Annotated in this window: 13 protein-coding genes; 8 read left to right on the forward strand and 5 right to left on the reverse strand. The window is 37.4% G+C overall.

The genetic code is table 11. From position 1 onward, the window contains the following. Window positions 1–63: 63 nt before the first annotated feature. A complete protein-coding gene (gene ydiJ / locus I6F45_RS05665; protein ID WP_197159920.1) occupies window positions 64–3,111 on the reverse strand; it encodes a D-2-hydroxyglutarate dehydrogenase YdiJ in 3,048 nt (1,015 codons plus the stop codon). A 753-nt stretch (window positions 3,112–3,864) separates the two neighbouring features. Continuing rightward, the gene (gene ppsA / locus I6F45_RS05670) at window positions 3,865–6,240 is read right to left on the reverse strand and encodes a phosphoenolpyruvate synthase (protein ID WP_197159921.1); all 2,376 of its coding nucleotides are present in this window, start codon (window positions 6,238–6,240) and stop codon (window positions 3,865–3,867) included. A 157-nt stretch (window positions 6,241–6,397) separates the two neighbouring features. Here ppsA and ppsR point away from each other — a divergent pair, with 157 nt between their 5' ends. After that, window positions 6,398–7,207, forward strand: coding sequence for a posphoenolpyruvate synthetase regulatory kinase/phosphorylase PpsR (gene ppsR / locus I6F45_RS05675; protein ID WP_007583184.1), 810 nt, complete (start codon window positions 6,398–6,400; stop codon window positions 7,205–7,207). Window positions 7,208–7,270: 63 nt separating this feature from the next. Here ppsR and I6F45_RS05680 read toward each other — a convergent pair whose 3' ends face one another. Next, window positions 7,271–8,620 (reverse strand): class II 3-deoxy-7-phosphoheptulonate synthase, encoded by a 1,350-nt coding sequence (locus I6F45_RS05680; RefSeq protein WP_165727946.1) that lies wholly within the window; start codon window positions 8,618–8,620, stop codon window positions 7,271–7,273. A gap of 951 nt (window positions 8,621–9,571) precedes the next feature. Here I6F45_RS05680 and I6F45_RS05685 point away from each other — a divergent pair. Beyond that, on the forward strand, window positions 9,572–10,447 hold the full coding sequence (locus tag I6F45_RS05685; protein ID WP_197159922.1) for a DNA replication terminus site-binding protein: 876 nt from the start codon (window positions 9,572–9,574) through the stop codon (window positions 10,445–10,447). A 69-nt stretch (window positions 10,448–10,516) separates the two neighbouring features. Here I6F45_RS05685 and I6F45_RS05690 read toward each other — a convergent pair whose 3' ends face one another. Beyond that, window positions 10,517–11,731, reverse strand: a complete 1,215-nt coding sequence (locus I6F45_RS05690) for a hypothetical protein (protein ID WP_024591590.1) — start codon at window positions 11,729–11,731, stop codon at window positions 10,517–10,519. Between the two features lie 773 nt (window positions 11,732–12,504). Here I6F45_RS05690 and I6F45_RS05695 point away from each other — a divergent pair. From I6F45_RS05695 to I6F45_RS05715, 5 genes are all read left to right on the forward strand, one after another. Next, window positions 12,505–13,743: an AAA family ATPase gene (locus tag I6F45_RS05695; protein ID WP_007583176.1), complete on the forward strand. Its 1,239-nt coding sequence runs from the start codon at window positions 12,505–12,507 to the stop codon at window positions 13,741–13,743. Between the two features lie 15 nt (window positions 13,744–13,758). Further along, entirely contained in the window at window positions 13,759–14,721 is a 963-nt protein-coding gene (locus I6F45_RS05700) for a transcriptional regulator (RefSeq protein ID WP_197159923.1), read from the forward strand. Window positions 14,722–15,147: 426 nt separating this feature from the next. Beyond that, a complete protein-coding gene (locus I6F45_RS05705) occupies window positions 15,148–18,294 on the forward strand; it encodes a DEAD/DEAH box helicase (RefSeq protein ID WP_197159924.1) in 3,147 nt (1,048 codons plus the stop codon). 876 nt (window positions 18,295–19,170) lie between these two features. Then, the gene (rmuC, locus tag I6F45_RS05710) at window positions 19,171–20,637 is read left to right on the forward strand and encodes a DNA recombination protein RmuC (protein ID WP_007583680.1); all 1,467 of its coding nucleotides are present in this window, start codon (window positions 19,171–19,173) and stop codon (window positions 20,635–20,637) included. Between the two features lie 61 nt (window positions 20,638–20,698). Beyond that, on the forward strand, window positions 20,699–20,890 hold the full coding sequence (locus I6F45_RS05715) for a DUF3185 family protein (RefSeq protein ID WP_007583678.1): 192 nt from the start codon (window positions 20,699–20,701) through the stop codon (window positions 20,888–20,890). A 352-nt stretch (window positions 20,891–21,242) separates the two neighbouring features. Here the strand turns inward: I6F45_RS05715 and I6F45_RS05720 are convergent, their stop codons facing one another. Beyond that, complete coding sequence (locus I6F45_RS05720; RefSeq protein WP_165739552.1) at window positions 21,243–21,650, reverse strand: MerR family transcriptional regulator; 408 nt, start codon at window positions 21,648–21,650, stop codon at window positions 21,243–21,245. 100 nt (window positions 21,651–21,750) lie between these two features. Here I6F45_RS05720 and I6F45_RS05725 point away from each other — a divergent pair, with 100 nt between their 5' ends. After that, window positions 21,751–22,989: an NADH:flavin oxidoreductase/NADH oxidase family protein gene (locus I6F45_RS05725; protein WP_165739554.1), complete on the forward strand. Its 1,239-nt coding sequence runs from the start codon at window positions 21,751–21,753 to the stop codon at window positions 22,987–22,989. Window positions 22,990–23,034 lie beyond the last annotated feature (45 nt).

Consider the following 23,034-nt stretch of genomic DNA (forward strand, 5'->3'; position numbering starts at 1 on the left):
AGATAAAACTATTTAAGTACTCTTATATAAGTGTTCTTATTTAAGCACTCTTATTTTATAAAGTTATTTAAGAACCTGTGCTAGTAATTCAATTGGGTGTTTTGGTTTAAATTGTTCAAAACGTTTAACTTGGCTACGACAAGAAAATCCCGTAGATAAAAGTTGCTCAGGTTTATTTTTATCTACAATTGGTTTCCAGCTCATTTCGTAAAGCGCACGTGAGTTATCTTGATTTTGTGCTTCGTGGCCATAAGTTCCCGCCATTCCACAACAACCTGTATTTGTTGTTTTTAATGTTAAACCAATATCATTGAAAATTGTTTGCCATACATTTGCTGCTTTTGGCAGCGCAGTTGTTTCAGTACAATGACTCAGTAATGTAAATTCGGTATCTGTATTTTGTTTTGCGCTTAGTGATTTAAACGATTGTGTTTCGAGCCATTCATGGGCAAGTTGCACATTAAATTCACCACGGTTATTTTCTAAAATTGTATTATATTCATCGCGGTAACACATAACGAGTGACGCGTCTAAACCGACTAACGGTGCATTAATATCATTTAATTTATTTAAAAACTCGGCTGCATTTTTAGCTGTAACTTTAAATTCATGTAAAAAACCTTTTACGTGTTGCGGTTTACCATTTGGTTTAAAAGGTAATAGCATTGGTTTTTTGCCAAGTTGGGTTATTAAAGTAATAAAACTTTCTACTAATTCCGCTTCGTAAAAGCTCGTAAATGGGTCTTGTACTATTAATACATATTCACTTTGTTGCTCTGCATTTAATTTATTTAGTAAATCAAAATCGAATTTTTGTGTTTTAGTAACACGCTTTGAAAGTGCAGGAATACTTAACTGTGGTGTATCAACATAGCCAACCGTTTTTTTAATAACATTACTAACTAATGATGTTTTAACAATTGGATTTATGACTTTAGCGAACTTTGCCATTAATGGCGCGCTGTTTTCTATGTTACCAACAAGGTAATCTTTTAGCGGGCGTGCATAATAACTATGATAATAATTTAAAAAGCGCGAACGAAAAGTGGGTACATCTACTTTAATTGGACATGCTGTTGTACATGCCTTACATGCTAAACACTCATCCATTGACGCTTTTACTTCGTGAGAAAAGTCGTAAATACCTTTTCGTTTTTCGCGGCTATGAACAAAACGTTCCCACCAGGTAATGACTTCACCTTTGTTAAGTTGCTTTTCTACTTCGAGTAAATCTACATTTTTTGACTCTTGTAGACGAAGCCATTCGCGCATTAAACTTGCGCGTCCTTTTGGTGAATTACGGCGATCGCCAGTTACTTTATACGATGGACACATAGGTGAATTTTCATCGTAATTAAAGCATATGCCATTACCATTACAGGTCATTGCATTGTTAAAACTGGTTTTAACTTCTATTGATATTTGCTTATCGAAGTGCGATCTCTTTTGTCCATCTACACTAACTAGTGAGTCTTCACTATCGATAGGAGTACATATTTTACCGGGGTTAATGCGATTGTTAGGATCGAAAGCTGTTTTTATTTTTCGAAGTTGCGTATATAAATGCTCACCAAAAAACTCAGGGCTATATTCACTACGGTAACCTTTACCGTGCTCGCCCCACATTAAACCGCCGTACTTAGCGGTTAGTTTTACGACCTGATCTGAAATAGTTCTAAGTAGTTTTTCTTGTTCTGGGTCACACATATCAAGTGCTGGGCGTACGTGTAAAACGCCCGCATCAACATGGCCAAACATACCATACTGTAAATTATGACTGTCGAGTAATGCTCTAAATTCGACAATATAATCTGCTAAATTTTCAGGCGGTACAGCGGTGTCTTCTGCAAAGGCGAGAGGTTTTTGGCTGCCTTTTACATTACCTAATAAACCCACTGACTTTTTACGCATTGCGTAAATTTTTAGTATATCGCTTTTATCACTGGTTAACTGATAACCAATAACGCCATTAGTTTGATTTATTACGCATTCGTCTAGAAGCTTACAAAGCGTGTCTACTTTGTCTTTTATATCATCGTTTGATACTGCATTAAACTCGACCATGTTAAGGCCTTGCATATCTTTATTTGGTACGTCAGTTATTAAGTCCGATACTAAATTCCAAATGATATCTTCACGCGCTAAGTTTAAAACTTTGCTATCAACGGTTTCTACCGATGTTGCGCGTGCATCGACTAAAAATGGTGAATGGCGAAGTGCTGAGTCAAAACTATCGTACTTAATATTAATAAGCGTTTTAAATTCGGCAATAGGCGTTAGGTTTAATTTAGCTTCAGTTACTATGCCTAATGAGCCTTCTGAACCCGTTATTAGTCGGCTCATGTCAAAGGTAAGTAAGTCATCACTTAGTACATGCTCTAGGTCGTAGCCGGTTAAAAAACGATTTAACCGTGGAAACTTAGCTAAAATAGCAGCGCGTTCATTAACTGATATATCTAAAACTGTTTTATATAAACTACCAATTAGTGAGTCTTGATTAGCTATAATTTGTGCTTTGTCGATGTCTATTGGGGAGGTACACATAGGTGTGCCATCAACTAAATAAGTTGTTAGCCCTAAAACATGATCGCTCGTTTTACCGTAAACTAACGAGCCTTGCCCCGATGCGTCAGTACTTATCATGCCACCAATAGTTGCCCTGTTACTGGTAGATAAATCGGGTGAGAAGAAAAAACCATAAGGCTTTAAAAAGTCATTAAGTTGATCTTTTATTACGCCGGTTTGAACGCGTACCCAGCCTTCTTCTACATTTATTTCGAGGATTTCGCGCATATAGCGAGACAAATCTACAACAATACCAGGTGTTAACGATTGTCCGTTAGTGCCTGTTCCACCGCCACGAGGACCAAAAGTTAATGATAAAAACGGGTCGCGAGATGCTGTTTGCAATGCGAGCTGAATATCTTTTTCACTTTTTGGAAAAATAACACCTTGCGGTATTTGCTGATACACACTGTTATCGGTTGAAGCGGTAATACGCGTTGCATAACTTGCGTCGGTATCTCCACTAAAACCTTGGTTTGCAATGGTATCTAGGTAGTTTGCGACAAGTTCTGTCGCGGCATCTTGCTGTGTAATTGTTGCTATCATGACGGCGATATTTTAGGGCATTTGACTAATTATATCATGGTGATGGCGAATAGAAATTGAAGATTTTACAGTTTGTAACACTCTTTTAGTCGATTTTAATGCAGCTTAAATTATACTCATACTAACAAGTAATGAGGTGTGTTATATGAAAAAATTACTATTACAGATCAGTGGCGTGTTATTTATTTTGCTAGGATTATTTTTTGCGATTGTAGCTAAGGCGTGTTGACCTTTGGTTGTTGAATTTGCAGCAGTATGTTTGGTTTTTAGGCAAGGCAGAGCCTATGTAGTGTGGTTGCTCCCCATAAATAGGCGGATAACGCAGCATAAATACCAAACATGCGCTGCCCAATGGGTTCTTTCTAGGGACGATTAACTCTTTGTTGCCTACATGGATGTAGGTAAGGGGCGTGAGCAGGACGCGGAAGCTTTGCTCGGTTTTTACTTAGCCCACTAGGTTACAAACCTCGCGCCGCGATTAAATCGCCCCTAGATTGAACAAATTTCAATCCACAAAGATCAACACGCCCTTAGCCTTCACTTATATTTTTTATGGCGGGTTTATTGTGTTTTTCGTTTTACTATCCTAAAGCGCGACATTACTTATCATTTTGTCAAAAGGCGTTAACTAAATCATGTGCCTATTTAGATAAAAAATTAGCCCGTTAATTTACTTTTAATTGAGTATAAAAAAATGCCAGCAATTTATTGCTGGCATTTTTATAGCTTACCTATTTATAGTTTACATATTTATTACTTTGCTAATTTTTTAGCTAGGTATAACCATGTTTCTATTACTGTATCTGGATTTAGTGAAACAGAGTCAATACCCTGCTCTACTAACCATGCAGCAAAGTCTTCGTGATCTGAAGGACCTTGGCCACAAATACCTACGTACTTTCCTTTTGCTTTAGCTGTTTTAATTGCCATAGAAAGTAGCTTTTTAATTGCAGGGTCACGCTCATCAAATAAATGTGCGATTAAACCAGAATCACGGTCAAGACCAAGCGTTAACTGTGTTAAATCGTTAGAGCCGATAGAAAAACCATCAAACATTTCTAAAAATTCATCTGCAAGTAATGCATTTGAAGGTAGCTCACACATCATGATTACTTTAAGACCATTTTCGCCACGTTTAAGGCCATGCTCTTCTAGTAGTTCAATTACGCGTTTGCCTTCTTCAAGGGTACGTACGAATGGGATCATGATTTCAATATTCGCCATATCCATGTCGTTTCTTACACGTTTTATTGCTTCACACTCTAGTGCAAAACAATCGCGGAAGTCTTCAGAGATATAACGTGCGGCACCACGAAAACCAATCATTGGGTTTTCTTCTTCTGGCTCGTATTGCTGGCCACCAACTAGGTTTGCGTATTCGTTTGATTTAAAATCAGACATACGAACAATTACACGCTCTGGTGCAAATGCACACCCTAGAGTAGAAATACCTTCAACCAGTTTTGTTATGTAAAATTCTACTGGTGATTCGTAACCGGCAATCATGTCAGTAATTTCTGCTTTTAATGCATCTGTTTGAGCATCAAAATTTAATAACGCTTTAGGATGAACGCCAATCATACGGTTGATAATAAATTCAACTCGCGCAAGGCCAACACCTGCATGCGGTAAGCGTGCAAAGTCAAATGCACGATCGGGGTTACCCACGTTCATCATAACTTTCATTGGAAGTTCTGGCATTTTATCAACGCGTGACGTTAGTATTTCAAAATCTAAAATACCTTCGTAAATAAAGCCGGTATCGCCTTCGGCGCACGATACAGTGACTTCTTGTCCCGCTTTAATTAAATCAGTTGCGTTACCACACCCTACAACTGCTGGAATACCAAGTTCGCGTGCAATTATTGCCGCGTGACACGTACGTCCACCACGATTTGTAACAATCGCTGCAGCACGTTTCATGATTGGTTCCCAATCAGGGTCGGTCATATCGGTTACTAAAATGTCGCCTACTTGTACCTGATCCATTTCTTTAATTGAATCAAGAACACGAACAACACCGCTACCAATTTTATGACCAATTGCACGGCCTTCAACAATAACGTTGCTTGTACCATTTAATTGAAAGCGTTCCATTACGTTAGAGTCTTCGTTTGAGCGAACAGTTTCTGGACGTGCTTGAACTATATATAGTTTGCCGTCGTTACCGTCTTTTGCCCATTCGATGTCCATAGGACGACCGTAATGTTTTTCGATGATTACAGCTTGCTTGGCAAGTTCTTGCACTTCTTCATCTGTAATCGAAAATTTATTTGAAAGCTCAGGGGCAACATCAACGATGTCTACTTGCTTACCGTGTGCTTTATCTTCTGAGTAAATCATTTGAATGGCTTTAGAACCAATGTTACGACGTACTACTGAAGGTTTATTTTTAAGGAGTGTTGGTTTATGAACATAAAACTCATCAGGGTTAACTGCGCCCTGTACAACCATTTCACCTAAGCCGTAGCTTGATGTAATAAATACAACGTCTTCAAAACCAGACTCTGTATCAATGCTAAACATTACGCCAGATGCTGACTTATCTGAACGTACCATGCGCTGAATACCCGCTGATAGGGCCACACCACGGTGATCGTAACCTTGGTGAACTCGATATGAGATTGCACGGTCGTTAAATAATGAAGCAAATACGTGTTTAATAGCGACCATGACTGAATCGATACCAACAACGTTAAGGAAAGTTTCTTGTTGCCCTGCGAATGATGCATCTGGCATATCTTCAGCGGTAGCTGATGAACGTACTGCGAATGATACATCTGCTGCAGTATCGCCATGGAGTTGGCTATATGCGTCGCGAATGGCTTGATCTAGGTTTGGTTGGAATGGTGTGTCGATTATCCATTGGCGGATGTCGGCACCGACTTTAGCGAGTGTATTTACATCATCAACATCGAGTGTATCTAGAATGTTGTGAATTTTTGCTGTGAGTCCTGATTGATCTAAAAACTCATTAAAAGCATCTGCGGTAGTTGCGAAACCACCCGGTACTTGTACACCAGCGTTTGCTAGGTTTGAAATCATTTCACCAAGTGAAGCGTTTTTACCGCCAACTCGAGGAACATCTTGCATACCAAGCTCTTGATACCAGAGAACGTATTCTTGCACGGATCTTTCTCCAAAAAAAACAAATTGTAGGTCTAACTGTGAGAGTTAAGAAAGAAAACCTTTTATAAAGGTCATCATCATTCTACACTGGCAATAGTCCTCACGTAAACCGTGAGAAACCCATTTTAGGGATTTAAACGCAATAAAAAGGTTAATTATGAGAACTGCTTTTTATATATCAGATGGAACCGCTATTACTTCAGAGGTATTTGGGCATGCGACTTTGTCGTTGTTTCCTATCGATTTTAATCATAAAACAATTCCATTTGTAGAAACTGAAGAGAAAGCGCACGAAATTAAAGCATTAATTAATGCAACCGCTGCAAAAACAGGCGAAAAGCCATTTGTTTTTTTTACTTTTGTTAACCACAATTTAAGTGAAATTATAAAATCGGCTGATGCAGTCACGTATGACTTTTTAACTACATATAGCGAAAAAATAGAAAAAGAACTCAATGTAGCCCCAGTTCCTAAAATGCATCGTACGCATTCTATCCACGAAAAAAGTTATGATTTTAGAATTGATGCGGTTAACTATGCACTTATGAATGATGATGGCGGAAATATTAAAAACTTTTCTGAAGCAGACATCATTTTAATTGGTGTTAGCAGAAGTGGTAAAACACCCACAAGCTTATACTTAGCACTGCAGTACGGCATCAAAGCGGCTAACTACCCTATTACAGAAGAAGATTTAGATAATGAAGGTTTGCCTAAATGTTTAGTCCCTTACAAACATAAGTTATTTGGACTGACGATTGACCCTGAGAGACTTGCGGCTATTAGGCATCGACGTATGGCGAACTCTAAGTATGCTTCAATTAAACAGTGTCGTATTGAGGTTCGCGAAGTGGAAATGTTGTATAAGCGTCATAAAATTGCTTACTTTAATTCTACGCATCATTCTGTTGAAGAAATATCTGCAAAAATATTGATAGAAACAGACTTGGAGCGACGTAAGTACTAACTTACTAATAAAATTAAAAACAAAAAAACCGCAACTAAGCGGTTTTTTTAGTATCAATAAATATTATTTACGTGCGTCTTTTAGTAAATCAGCTACTAAAAAGCCTAACTCTAATACTTGGTCGGCATTAAGGCGTGGATCACACTGCGTTTTGTAACGCTGTGCTAGGTCATCGTCAGATAAACCGTAAGCACCGCCAGTACACTCTGTAACGTGCTGGCCTGTCATTTCTAGGTGAACACCACCTGCGTATGAACCTTCAGCTTTGTGTACAGCGAAGAATTGACTAATCTCGCGCATAATATTGTCGAAGTTACGTGTTTTGTAACCTGATGTCGCTTTTTCAGTGTTACCGTGCATTGGATCTGAGCTCCAAATTACTTTACGGCCTTCTTGTTGAACTCTTCTTACTAGTGCTGGAAGTTTTTCAGGAAGTATATCTGCACCCATACGCGTAATTAGCGTTAAACGACCAGGAATGTTATCTGGGTTTAATGCATCAATTAAACGAATTAGGTCATCTGGGTCCATACCTGGGCCAACTTTAACACCAATTGGGTTTTTAATGCCTTTAAAAAATTCAATATGTGCATGGTCTAGTTGACGAGTACGTTCACCAATCCAAACAAAGTGAGCAGAACAATCGTACCAATCACCAGATAAGTGGTCGCGACGAGTAAGCGCCTCTTCGTAACCAAGTAGTAACGCTTCGTGAGAAGTGTATAAATCGGTTTCTTTTAAGCTTGGCGCAATTGTAGAGTTAATTCCGCACACTTCCATAAACTCTAGTGCGTCTTGAATTTTATCAGCAAGTTGTTGGTATTTTTCTTTAAGTGGATTTGCAGCAACAAAGCCCATGTTCCAACGATTTACCTGGTGAAGATCGGCAAGGCCACCTTGTGCAAAAGCACGTAATAAGTTTAACGTAGCGGCACTATGATGGTATGCAGTCATTAAGCGTTGTGGATCGGGTATACGTGCTTCTTCTGTAAACTCGATATTATTAATAATGTCGCCACGGTAAGATGGTAAAGACACGCCATTAATTGTTTCTAAGTCTGCTGAACGAGGTTTAGCGTATTGACCAGCCATGCGCGCTATTTTAACTACAGGGCATTTACCGCCGTAAGTTAATACAACAGCCATCTGTAAGATTGTTTTGAATGTATCGCGAATGTTAGCAGCATTAAAGTCACTAAATGATTCTGCACAGTCACCACCTTGAAGTAAAAATGCACGACCTTCGCACACGTCTTCAAGTTGTTTAAATAAGCTTCTTGTTTCTTCAGCAAAAACCAAAGGCGGAGCCGTCTTTAATTGGCCTTCAACTGATTTAAGTATTTCTTGATCCGGGTACTGTGGCTGCTGCAGTATTGGCAGCTCTCTCCAGCTATTTGGGTTCCACGATTGCATAATTTTTCCTCATTCCTACATTACCTGATAAGAAGAAATTAACGTATGCAGGCCCCTATGTTCAAGGACTAAATTCACTATTTTCCAATTATTTAGTTATGAGTTAAGTATAAAAGTAATCTTACTTAACCTAGGTGGTTATATAACATACACTTTAGTTTTATTTCGAAGAAACTAAAGTGTTTAAATACATGCGTTTAGAGCTAACTATTTACAATTTTAACGCATTGAGAATAAATAGTACATAAGGGTATGTTATACGTAATTTTACTGGGAACACATCATACTAAAATGGCGGCTTCTGTAATCTTAACTTTACGCGGGTAATTAATTAATAGCTATCAAGTGCTATGTGCAGACCTTAATATATGATATGAGCATTTGCAGTAATCATTTATCTGCGCTTTAAATCCTAGACGCATAGTCTTGTATAGCACTCGTATGCAGGACTATATTCACAAGTGCCACAACTTAAAGGTGTGGTAGGCCATTAAGTTTTCTCTTCAAAGTGATAGTGCTAATTTACAATTCATCATGATTAAAGCCCCTCCTGCTAGAAGTATCTTTAAAGAGGAACTGATATCAAAAAGCATTTGTAGTCATTGTAACCTTTAGCCTGATCACCGTACTGCCAACATGGTGTAATATGAGTCAGTAATAAATCCGCTTAACTCATTTTTCTAAACTTAGTTTTATCACCTACTACGTAGATAATCTAGTACTTGGCGTATTAGCCTTTTTATATACGACAAAGTAAATACTCCAATGTCATATGAATTAGTAAGGAGTTTCAATCTTTCTTCATTTATATATTCACACCTTAGAGAACACATCATACTTAATTTAATTGCTATGTACTACAAACCCCGAGTACTATTTGTTATTTATTTAGACAAAGCAAAGTGCATGTAATAATATAAAACTAGTAAGATGTGTTCTTTGAGGTGTGTAATGGTAACTAAGGTACAAATTAGAAGTCAGTTTGATTTAATGAATGAATTAACTTTGAGGTTGATTGAAGAACTAAAAGAGTGTGAATTCTCCAAAGCGGAATATTATCAATTACCAGATGTGAGTAGTTTCGATGAGAGTAAAGTTCCAGAATCTATACTTGTTTCTAAAATCACTGGAGTACCTGCTCAAAAAGCAATCCTAAACTCTTTTTCAGACATGTATAAAAAATCAGGATTAAGCAGTCGTGTTTTAAAAAGACACCCTGGTTTGCTCGTCATTAAAAATGCAGATAAACAAGCTTTAAATAATCGTATAGCTCAAGTAAATAAAGCTAAAACTACGTTTAAAGAATGTATTTTAGCTATTGATAGCAACGATGCTCGATTTGAAGCAGTTCACAATGCTATACCAAATTTAATAACGCTTGCTGCATATCGTAAAATTCATAGTGAAAGCGAATCGCCATTTTCGGTTAGGTTTACTTGGATGCACAAACACGCAACTAAAACGCTGACTAAAAAAATGGCTCTCGAAATGCTCGACAAATCGGCCAGTTATCGAAATCCAAGAATGATAGATCAACAAAAATGGCAATCACTTGTAGCTCAAGAACAATTACGGGTTGCTAGTTTAGGCGAAAAGGAAAAACTTAGAATTCGCCGCCCTACTAGAGTGAGTCCACAGGTTAATGTGAGATACACAGCGCAAAATCGCTATCATGTGAGTGCTGCATTACCCTTTATTCTGATTAATCCAGAACCAGACGTAAAATTAGGTATATTACCTGATTATCAAAAACCAGATACTCACCCTCGTAAGCGCGAGTATGATTTTTTGGTTGATAGGTTATATTTAGAACAGGTTGAGCGGTAGTCATTATGTTAAAAAGGCCACATAGTGTGGCCTTTTTAGTTATGCGTACAGTATTTAAAATGACGGTTATTATTTTTCTACTATTTCTTCAATTTTATCTTCATCAATCAGCACGGCATTTTCAACAATGCGTTTACCGCCTTGGATTTCAATGCGTTTATTGTGTTTGTTCAATGTAAGTATTTCATCGCAAAACTGATCAGACGGGTGCATTTCGTATGTGTAATCGATAATGTTACCGGTTTTGTCATCTTTAACGTTTGTAATGCTGTATTCTGATATTGCACCTTTTTCAATCAAATCTTTCATTGTGGTGGTCATATCACGACGAAGTGCTTTTAATTTATTTTCGGTAATATCATCAGTTGAATAAATAGATCCGTATTTTTCCATAATAGAAAGTAATCTAAAATGGTACGTTTTACCTGGTGCTGCATAACGCCAAAGGTGATACAAACGAAGCATCATCCAACGCGATAATCCACGTTTTAATTCTTGTGCGCTATTAAAGTAATACCCTTTGTATTCAAGGTTATCAATCATGTTATGAACAAATGCATTTAAACAGGCGACGCATTTTACATTGCCACCCTGACCTTTTTTGCCACTAAAATGCAGTGACGATAAAAAGTTCATGTTTGACTCGTAAAACGAATCATCTATATCAGAATTTTTAGTATCTGTTGCCGAATATTTAAATGAAAGTTTAGAACCTTGCAATGCTTCAAGTGACTCTTTTATTGCAGGATATGGCATTGACTGCCCTACCGCTTTGAGTTCTTGTGCTAATTCGTTCATAGAAAAAACAACCGCGTATTGAATACCGGATTTAAAATTAATTTTAACTATTTTGCCTTTAGAAGCTAAACGAATAAGTGCTCGCTCTACTTTTTCTTCTCTATCTGATGGCCAAACAAGGTATTCAACATCTTCGCCATCTTTGCGTGTACTTACAACAGCTGGCGTTATTTTTATTTCGCCATCGTACAAAATACCATCTACTTTTTCAGATATTTTACGCGTAATAATTGTTTTTTTAGGCGCTTCTTCAAGTGGCAATTTTTTATAGCCCGAGCGAACAAAGCGTCCCCACAAATCATAGTGATTAAACGTGTTTGAATATGCACGTAATCCATGTGCTGCATTTTCAATAGAAATTCGCACGTCTTTGTTGTCTGTAAATAGTGCTAAACTTTCGTTATCTATTGCACTTTCCACCCCGTGGATTTGGCCCCTAAGTGTATCGGGCAAGTTATCTACCGAGATGTTGACCTTTCGGCTCATTGTTCTTATTTCCATTTTTATTGCGACAGCTAATAACAACACATTAAGCAACAAAAGTTAAATGTTTAAGTTAGTATAAAAGTGATCTGACTTTAAATAAAACGTTTGGATCACTATTATACTAAGTGATGTACATTACTTACGATTTCAGATCATATTTATACTAACTGGACTATCACAAATCTAATTTTTACTAACTCAGCTGTTATTTTGTCCATTACAATGGCTTAATTTTAAAATTAAGCACGACAAATACACCAAAAAATATATTCCCCTGTGGATAAAGCCTTATCGAGTTAGAATAGATCTGATCTGTACCAAGTACAGATCAGATCTATACTAATTAAAAGCGTATTTTTATGTTGCGACTAGTGTATAACTTTATAATTTACTTAGTAAAAAACTGATCTGCAGGGCTCTTTTTGTTCATAACTTCATGCGTAACCTGTGTATAACTCTATATTTAAAATAGACCTTAGTAAAAAGCTGATCCGCAGGTAGATAAAGATCTGATCTTAACCAAGTATAAACCTGATCTGCTTTTTTAAACATTATTCATATAAATCATAATGTTATGTGCTAATTTTACACCCTTAACCTTTATTACCTTATATATTTAACCACCTTTAAACTTCTTTATTTATACTAAGCAATATTAAAGGTGTAAAAATATTTTTAGATGTCTTGTTTTTAAAATGCATGTCGTCTTAAATAGTTGTTTACAGCTATTTGAATGGACATTATACTAACTGCCTAACTTTGAGGAAGAAAGTATGTCTATCAACAATAACGCATTAAGTACCTATCGGCTTTTGAAAGCCACAGCTGAAGTTGCTGAAAAATCATTAGAAGGACGTATTCAGCACTACCGTGCCCATCTTAAATCAGAAGAAAAAGAATTAAGAACGTATACACAAAAAGCAGCTGCTGATTTATTAGGTTGTAATAATCGTACTTTAAAAAGACGTCATGATAATGGCGACTTCGATGATTTAAACATAAAACGCGGTGCTAACGGTCACTATGCTTACACATTAGTAAATATTTTTGCTATGGCCGATATAATGGACATTAAACCAGATCATCGTACTGGTGATGACAAACTGCAAGTTATTGTAATTAATTCTCTCAAAGGCGGCTGCGGTAAAACTACCAGTATGGTTAATATAGCGGCAGCGCTTGCAACTACAAATATTAAACGCTATCGCATTGGTATTATAGATTTAGACCCACAAGGCTCTTCTTCAAGCTTTTTTCCTTCAAGTGAGCACGACCCGATTACTGTTGGTGATTTAATGCGTGATTGCATAGATTTAGACGAGGGTGAAACATGGCCTGAATTTGTGTCTAACTCATTTTTACCAACGCATATCCCAAATATTCGTGTATTACCATCGGGTATGGATGACTTTTACTTTGAGCACGAAACGGCAACATTGCTCAAAGATACCTCAAATTATGAGCAAACTCGCCATTACCACAAGTTACTTGAGAAAGTAATTGATCCTGTTAAAGACGAGTTTGATATTATCTTAATTGACACAGCACCTACCCTTAACTTTATGTTTTATAATGCATTAATGGCCTCTACTGCGATGCTTATTCCTGTTCATCCGGAAGCTGTAGATTTTGATGCTAATAACAAATATTTAAAACGACTAGGTGAGATTTACCATACAGTTGCAGCACTTGGCCATGAGGGCTGGGACTTTATGCAATTTTTAGTGACCAACTATGTGAAAGGTAATCATTCACAGCGCGATATCGTTAAAGATGTTCGTAGTGCATTTGGTCGTCAAGTAATGAGCTACCCAATCAATCACAGCTCCGCGATTACCGCTAGTTCATCGTCTTTCAACACTATTTTTGATCAAAAAGCATCAGACAGCTTAGCAAGTCGTGAGTCATTAATGCGCGCTCAAGAAAATATTAAAGATGTGGTCGATGAGCTAGAAATGCTTATTCGTTCAAATTGGCAGTCAACTCAATCAACACTCAATACCCCTAAGTAAGGATGTTAAATAAAAATGGCTAAAAAACGTAAAAATGACACCCGCTTAGATCCATTTGCAACTGCTGTAGGCAGCAGTAGTCTTGATGCATTACTAGAACAAGCCAATGCTGGCGATGTAATTAGAATGCCTGCACCGAGTGACCCTGCTCGTCAAATTACGCTTGTTTGTAAAGTGATCGCACATGCTGATATTGAATCTACCACTGGTGTATATGGCAAAAATCGTCGTGTACAGGCACTTCTAAGCGAAAAGTCAGTATCAGACATTCTTCCTGCAATTCGTGAGGATGGTCGAAATCAACATCCTGCCCTACTTTGGGATCAAGGTGACAAAAGTTTAGTTCTGGCAGGTTCACGTCGTCGTATGGCCTGTATTTTAGGTAACGCAGATTATTTAGTACTTAGTTCAAGCGATTTTACTGATCAAGATGCAAAAATTTTAGCGGTGTCTTCAGATCAATACATTGCTCCTAGTTTATGGGAGCTTGGCCAAGCATACCAACAAACTAAAAATGAGCTTATTGAGCAAGGTAAAAAAGGATCTTACAGAGAGATTGCCGCGATAGAAGGTGTATCGCATACTGCAATTGCAGATGCAATTAAAGCTTATGAGCAAATTCCTGCTGATGTTATTGGGCTTTACCCTACTGCTAATCACGTAGGTCGCGAAGTCGCTAAAAAGCTTGTTAGCGCAAAGGAGCGAGACGAAGAGGCGTTTAATCAACTTGTTAGTGCCCTTACTAGTGATGAAGAGTTAAATGCGATTACAAGCGACGACAAGCGTGCAATGGCGATCACTAAATGCCTAACTTCAGAGCCACAAGTAGCTGTTAAGCGCGAAGCTGTACTAGAAAATAACTTTATATCGGTACAACGCAATTTAAAAAGCGGTGATGTCTCTATCAAAATTGATAATAAAGTAATGACAGACAAGCGCTTAGAGCAATTAACTAAGTTATTAAGTGCCTTTAATTAGTTAGTTAAATAATGATCTGTCAGGTATGTTTACTTAGTTAAATAGTGATCTGGCAGATTGTTTTGTTAGTAAAATTCTGATCTTTACTAGCCTATTTCCTCTTTAAATAATCATATTCCTCCTTCAAGATCACTTTTTTACTAACTAATCTCCTCTTTTTAGCTACATTCCTCCATTTATTATTATTGTTAGTAAAATCGTGATCTGTAATGCCTACTTTTATGTTTCTAACTATATGTAACTTCTACCATTGCAGTTGTTTTAAATATTATTTTGTAAAATTTGATGCTTATTTTTACTTACAAACCGATTTTTTACTAAGTTATCAGCTCCAACCAGTTTATATCTTGTTAATAGTGCTTTAGCTCAGAGCACATAAGGCATATACTGGCAGGATTATTTTTAAAATTTAATGCTTAGAGTGACATGTCTGCTAACTTATCAAAAAATGATTTAATGGCTATTTTTGAAGAAATTAAAAATGAGCAGGCTACCCAGTTTCCTCTGTCTGAACGCTTTATCAAAAAACTTTTCCGTGAAAATGTTTTAGATAAAGGCAAAGAATATTACAAGAAAGGTCAAATCACTTGGCTAGAACACACCCCTAATTTTTCTGTAGTCGACTCTACTGTACAAGTGGATAATGGATCATCGTTTAACCAACGTATTGAGATCAGTAAAGTACCAACTGGCTATTCTGTTGATACGCATTGTACGTGTAATGCAAAAACTAAATGCCGACACTTAGCTGCTATTTTATTTAAGCTCAAAATAGAGCACTCTGGTGAATATGGCGAAGATTATTTTATTAATGACTGGTTTAGCGAATTAAGCGCACTTAAAAGTGGTGATCAAAACACGCCATCGCAAGTATTATTATTTGTATTAGATATTGAAAATAACAAAGTATTCTTAACACCTAAAATAGCGAATGTTGAGACTAAAAAGAATTACACGCTAGGTCGAAACCTGACCGAGCAGCAGTTAAATAGTTTTGTAACGCCGAGTGACTTACTCGAAAGTGATTTTAGATTATTTAGTTGGATACGCTCACAAAATGCAGTGGGAAGTATTGAGCTAAAAGGCCAGTGGGGTTTTAGTGCCTTACAACAGTTGATAGCTACAGAACGCCTGTTTTTCCAGCGTTCTCGAGTGCCAATTAAGGCGCAATCGGGCCAAGCATTAAGTTTTAGTTGGGAGCAAGATAAAGATCTCTCACAATTAGTTATTAAGCTTGAGCAAACACAAAACTGGGCCTTATTAAAAACAACACCACCTACTTATCTCGATTTAGATCATTTAAAAGCGGGCCGTCTTCGCACCCCATTGAGTGCAGATGAAATAGCACATTTACAAACTATGCCTGCTTTGCATGACGCTAACTTTGATAGAATATATAAGCAGCTTGCCGATAACTTTGGTGCAGGTGTAATACCCCACCCTACTAATTTACAGCCAACATTGCCTAAAATCTCTAGTAATGCTGTTTTAAAAGTAACTATGGGCGATCAAGGTTTATCTCTTTCGTTGTTATTTAAGTATAAAAATAAAAACTATTTAGCAGGTGCTGCACCTGCAAGTACGATTAATAGTGCATTTGAAAATACTGTAACTAACGAACTAATTAACTTAGGATTTGAATTTTGTAAAGGGGGTTTACAAAGTGAACTGGTATTTACAAAGCAGTCTTCAATCCATTTGCATTGGCTAATATACGAAGTATTCCCTGGCTTTAAGCAACGCGGTTGGCAAGTAAGTGTAAGTAAAGTAACGAGTCCTAATCCGCAGTGTGAAGTTAGTTTACATGTACACCGCGCAGCAGGGCATCAAATGCACTGCAAAGTATTGCTATGTGATGCTAAAGCATCGCTGTTGTTTACTAATACTGACCCGCTATATCAGTCATTAAATCGCCAAAGTGAACTATTTTACTACTATCCGCTTGGTCGTGAGTTTGGGGTTATTAATAAGTCAGCAATTAACTTATTAAATGAATTTAAAGAGCGTTTTGAATTTGTAAAAACACGAGACGAATTTAATATTCCGCTTTCGTATTTACCTGAATTAGTAAAGCACACTGCTATAAACGTAGAGCTTCACGACGACTCATTAGAGCTATACTTACAAGAGCTAAATAGTCCCGATAAAGCAATTACTAAGGTTTCATTACATGGCTTAAATGACTCAGTAACACTTCGTGAGTACCAACAGCAAGGTGTTGACTGGCTTAGCTTTTTAAAACGTCACCAATTAGGTGGTATTTTAGCTGATGACATGGGCCTGGGTAAAACCTTGCAAGTTATTGCATTTTTAGCCAGTACATTTAACCGCCCGCAAGCAGGCCCTACACTTATAGTGTGTCCAACTAGTTTGGTGAGTAACTGGAAAAACGAAATTATTAAGTTTGCTAAAAGCTTAAAAGTCACCACTATTTTTGGTTCAAATCGTAACGATCCTTTACAGCACTTAGCGCAAGCGCAGTGTATACTTACTACATATCCACTTTTAAAGCGTGATATTGCATATTATTCGCCATTATATTTTGAAAATATAATCCTCGACGAAGCACAATACATTAAAAACGATACCGCACAGGTTTCGCGATTAGTTAAACGCTTAAATGCCGACTTTAAACTTTGTTTAAGTGGTACTCCAATCGAGAATAATTTACTTGAGCTTAAATCGTTACTCGATTTTGCTATGCCATCGTTACTTGGGTCTCAAGCCCACTTTAAGCAGCACTTTCAAACGCCTATTGAGCGTGAAGCTGATATGGAGAGAGCTGAGCAGTTAAAAGCGTTAATTATGCCTTTTATAATGCGCCGCACTAAAGCACAAGTAGCGCAAGAGCTGCCTGAAAAAACAGAGCTAACTAAAGAGTTTGAGTTTGAGCCTAAGCAAAAAGAAATGTATCAAGGTATTACACGTTCATTAGAAGAGAAGCTAATATACTTATTTGCCGAACAAGGCGCACAAAAAAGTAAACTTGCATTTTTAGAGGCACTTTTAAAGTTAAGGCAAATTTGTTGCCACCCTAAATTAATAGATCCAGACACTCAAGCAGGCTCTGCTAAGCTTGAATGGTTAACAACACACTTACCGCTTATGTTAAGTCTCGGTCGTAAAATTATTATATTTAGTCAGTTCACATCGGCACTTGATTTAATAGCCCAACGCCTCGAAGAAATAAACATTAACTTTAGTATGCTTACAGGCCAAACGCGCCACCGCGATAAAGTAATCGACGAGTTTACCAGTGGTAAAACATCAGTGTTTTTAATTAGCTTAAAAGCTGGCGGTACAGGCCTTAACCTTACACAAGCCGATACAGTTATTCACTTTGATCCATGGTGGAACCCTGCTGTAGAAAAACAAGCGACTGATAGAGCTTACCGTATTGGCCAAACTAACCCTGTATTTGTGTATAAGCTCATAATGAGTAATTCAATAGAGCAAAAAGTATTTAAAATGCAACAAGACAAACAGGCCCTTGTAGATGCGTTATTTACTGATAAATCAATGAGCTTTACAAAGTTTGATGAACAACAAATGTTATCGCTAATTAAAAACTAAATTGATTTAAAAAGTTTTGATCTTTTTATGAACTTAATTAAAAAGCGGACGTCTACTATTATGCTTGTTGGTTAATTGCAGTTAGCACAAGCATCATGTTGATTCCCCATTTAGTTACTAATTTTAGTAATGATTAAGCCAGCCCATTTTGAGTTGGCTTTTTTTATGCCTAAAATTTAGCGTTCGGCACTTATTTTAAAAGTTTTTACTTTTTTATGAACTTAATTAAAAAACGGACGTCTACTATTATGCTTGTTGATTAATTGCAGTTAATACAAGTTTTCATGTTGATTCCCCCCATTTAGTTACTAATTTTAGTAATGATTGAGCCAGCCCATTTTGAGTTGGCTTTTTTTATGCCTAAATTTAGCATTCAATTTTATTTTAAAAGTTTTGATCTTTTTATGAACTTAATTCAAAGAGCGGCGTCTACTATTATGCTTGTTGATTAATTGCAGTTAATACAGGTTTTATGTTGATTTCCCCCTATTTGATTACTAATTTTAGTAATGATTAAGCCAGTTCATTTTGAACTGGCTTTTTTTATGCGCATAATTTGATTTGTTTAAATCAATCCGAATAAAAATAAATGATCTTTCGTAAATTAATTTGAATTAATTATTTTGTTTTCCGGTCTACTCTAATGCCTGTTGTTATATAGCCTCACCCAGTAATATTAGTTATTTTGATGATTATGTATTTAAGTTGCAGCTTACTCGGGCACATGTTGATTTTCCCTTTGATTACTTAATTTAGTAATATTTGACCAGCTTATTTTGAGCTGGTTTTTTTATGTCTGTAATTTCTTTGCTCCCCTACTTCTATTGCGTGTTATTGGTTATGATGGCATGTCTCTAAATTTTATAAGTTTATTTTATGCTCACTCAAGTACTCACTAATATTGATTGGCTAAGCGCCGGTGCTGGTGTTGCGTTAGGCGTTGTATTTTACGGCGTTGTATCAACACAGCTTCGCAAAAAGCTACATCTACAAATAAGCGAACAGCAGCAACAGCTTTCCCTATTACAAAATCAATTTGATAATAAAGAGCTGCAATATAGTGCCTTGCAAGAAGATCACGAACTGCTAGAACATACTCACCAAGAACAGCGCGATGAAGCCCAGCATTTTAAAACGCGTTTTAGCGAACAAGAAAAACAAAGCATTCAATACAATCACTTTTGGCGTAAAGCCGAAGGCGAGCTTGCAGCGCTTCGTGAGCAATATAATCAACGCGATGTTGAATATAATAATATGCGCACTACCCTCGAGCAAAAACAACAAAGCTTTACCGAGCAACTCGCGCAAATTGAGCAAAGTAAAAATATGCTCAAAAAAGAATTTGAAAACCTAGCCAATAAGATTCTAGAAGAAAAATCACAAAGCTTTAAAACCTTAAATCAAGAAAGCATTGAACAATTATTAAAACCGGTTCAAGGCGAGTTAAAAGGCTTTAGAGAAAAAATGGAATCAATACATGTTGAAGACATAAAACAACGAACCGCGCTTAAAACCGAGCTATTGCATTTGCAAGCTAAAAGCCAAGCTATAACAGATCAAGCCGACAAGCTCAGCAACGCGTTACAAGGGCAAAAGAAAACCCAAGGTAATTGGGGCGAACTCATGCTCGAAAACGTCTTAGATAGCGCTGGCTTACGTGCTGGCGTTGATTATAAGCGCGAAGTGTCGTTTAACACTGAAGATGGCCGCTTACGCCCTGATGTAGTTGTTTACTTACCACAAGGCCGCCACTTAGTCATTGATGCTAAAACATCATTAAATGCTTATACACGCTATGTGAACGCTGAAAATGAGCTAGATGCTAATCAAGCAATTAAAGAGCATGTAAACGCCGTTACAGCACGTATTAATGAGCTTGCGAGTAAATCGTACGACCGTTTACCAGGGCTTAATTCGCCTGAAGTTGTGGTTATGTTTGTACCAATAGAATCAGCTTTTGTAGAAGCACTTAAATATCAAAGTGATATTTACCAACAAGCAATCGAAAAAAATATACTGGTAGCTACACCTACTACCCTGCTTACTAGTTTAAATATTGTTAAACAGCTTTGGCGTTTTGAAGAGCAAACCAAATACTCAAAAGAGCTGGCAAATCGGGCTGAGCGTTTTTATAACAAGCTCAATGGTTTTTTATTAAGTATGGAAGGCGTTGGTAAGCAGCTTGATAAAGCGAAAGAAAGTTACGACAAAGCGTTCTCGCAATTATACCGCGGTAAAGGTAATTTAATTAAACAAGCATCAGAGTTTAAAGAGCTTGGTGTATCGGTACAAAAAGAGTTACCTAGTGAGAGCGTTGAACGTGCGCAGCTAGAGCTTGATTAGATTTATTAAGTGTTTTCAATTAAGTATGTTAAATAATGTACGTTAGAAACCAGAGGTGTTTATGAATAATAAGATTATAGGTATTGTTTTAATAGTTATAGGTATCGCTTTAATTATGTGGGGATATGACGTTTATGATGCGGCGGCTTCGCAGTTAAGCCGCGCATTTAGTGGTGATACACCAATAGAAGCATGGGCGGGTATTATTGGCGGTGCCATCTGTGTGTTAATTGGCATTAAAAAGCTTAAGTAACATAAATAAAATACAGCTTACTGGGGCTTGTTGACCTTTCAGGATAAAATGTGTTCAATCTAGGGGCTATTTAATCGCGGCGCGAGGTTTGTAATTTAGTGGGCTCGATAACTGCTCCTGCGTTATTCTAATGGCTTACATCCATGTAATAATAAGTAAAAACCGAGCTACAAAGAGTAAATTGCCCCTAGGCAGAACCCTTAGGGCAGCGCATGTTTGGCATTTATACTACGTTATCGTCTGTTTATGGGGAATAACCACACTACATAGACTCTGCCTTGCCTAAATACCAAACAGTCTGCTGCAAATTTAACCTCAAAAGATAAACAGGCCCTGAATAAGCTGTATTAGTTTATTTGTAATCCATCACTTCTAGTAATTCATTTAATTTACTTTCTGGCAGGCATTCGCCTTTATCCCAATAAGAGTTTAGTAACGCAGTTAAACTGCCAATACGCTGTGACTTTTTCTGCATTTTCTCAATCAAAATGTCAGCTTCTTTTTGTTTTTTTTCTAAACGTTCGATTATTACTGTGTGGTTTAGCTCGCCGTTTTCGTTACGTAATAAAGGTATTTCGTTGAGTGAAAAACCCAAGCTTTGTGAAAATTTAATTAATTGCAGTTTTTCTAAGTTTTGTTGGGTGTACAGCCTATAACCATTAGCACTGCGAGTGGTTGGTGTTAATAACCCTTTGCTTTCGTAAAAACGAATAGTGCTGGCAGGTATGTTGGTAAGTTTTGCAAGTTCGCCTATTTTCATAACTAATAATAACTCCACTTTACATAAACTTAGTAGGTTGACCTTCAAGCTAACTTTAAGGTTATAGTTGTTTTAATGTCAATTTAATTAGCCAATAATTATGCGCAACCCTGTGTTTACCTCCTTTACCTTGCCAAGTGGTTTAGTATTAAAAAATCGTATTGCCAAAGCCGCTATGGAAGAAAACCTAGCACAAGAGGACCAAACACCCTCCCAAGCACTTAAAAACGTTTATAGCGCATGGGCTAAAGGCGGTACAGGGCTAATTATTACTGGCAATGTAATGGTTGATCATTTAGCGATGACAGGCCCTGGTGGCCTTGTGCTTGAGCAAAGTACCGATATTACTGCCTTTGCCGAGCTTGCTCGTTTATCAAAGCAAAATAATTGCAAAGTGGTGATGCAAATTAATCACCCTGGTAGGCAAGTATTTAAAAAAATGGGTGGAAAGGCTCTATCAGCGTCAAGTATTGCACTTAATATGGGTAAGCACTCGCACTTATTTGGCGTACCAAAGGCAATGACGCAAACCGACATTGACGATGTTATTACCCGCTTTACACAAACTGCACTACAAGCCGAAAAAGCCGGTTTTAATGGCGTACAAATACATGCAGCGCATGGCTATTTACTTGCCCAGTTTTTATCGCCACTTACCAATAAGCGCGACGATAAATGGGGGGGAAGTTTACAAAATAGAGCCCGTTTACTTCTCGAAATAACCCGCAGTATTAAAGCGGTTTGTTCCCCGACCTTTTCGGTTTCAGTAAAGTTAAACTCTGCAGATTTTCAACGTGGTGGGTTCGAACCCAGTGACGCGCAAGTTGTAGTGGATTTATTGAATGAACTCAATGTTGATTTTGTAGAGCTTTCGGGTGGTAGCTACGAAGCCCCTGCCATGCAAGGTAAAACAGGTGACGAACGCACACTTGCCCGCGAAGCATACTTTTTAGAGTTTGCAAAAGCGATTAGCCACCGCTCATCAATCCCAATAATGACCACCGGCGGCATTAGTCGCTTATCTATTGCCAACAACGTGATTGAAAGTGGAGTGGCCCTCGTGGGTATTGCCACTGCGCTTGCATACCAACCAAATTTACCAAACAAATGGCAAAATGAGCCACTGCAACTAGCCGTATTACCCAGTGTTACTTGGCAAGATAAAACCCTTGCAGGGCTTGCCACTATGGCACTGGTAAAAAGGCAAATACGCCGTTTAGGCCAAGGCAAACCTGTAAAAACAAACGCTTCACCAATATTTACTTTAATTAGCGACCAGCTACGTTCGGTTAAATTAACTAAGCGTTACCGCAATCGCTTTGCTAGAGAGATTAACTAAGCTTTGGTATTTACTCTTTTTATGTATTCCGGTTTTGTTTACTAA

Source organism: Pseudoalteromonas sp. SWYJZ19 (assembly GCF_015864375.1).
Lineage (GTDB): Bacteria > Pseudomonadota > Gammaproteobacteria > Enterobacterales > Alteromonadaceae > Pseudoalteromonas > Pseudoalteromonas arctica.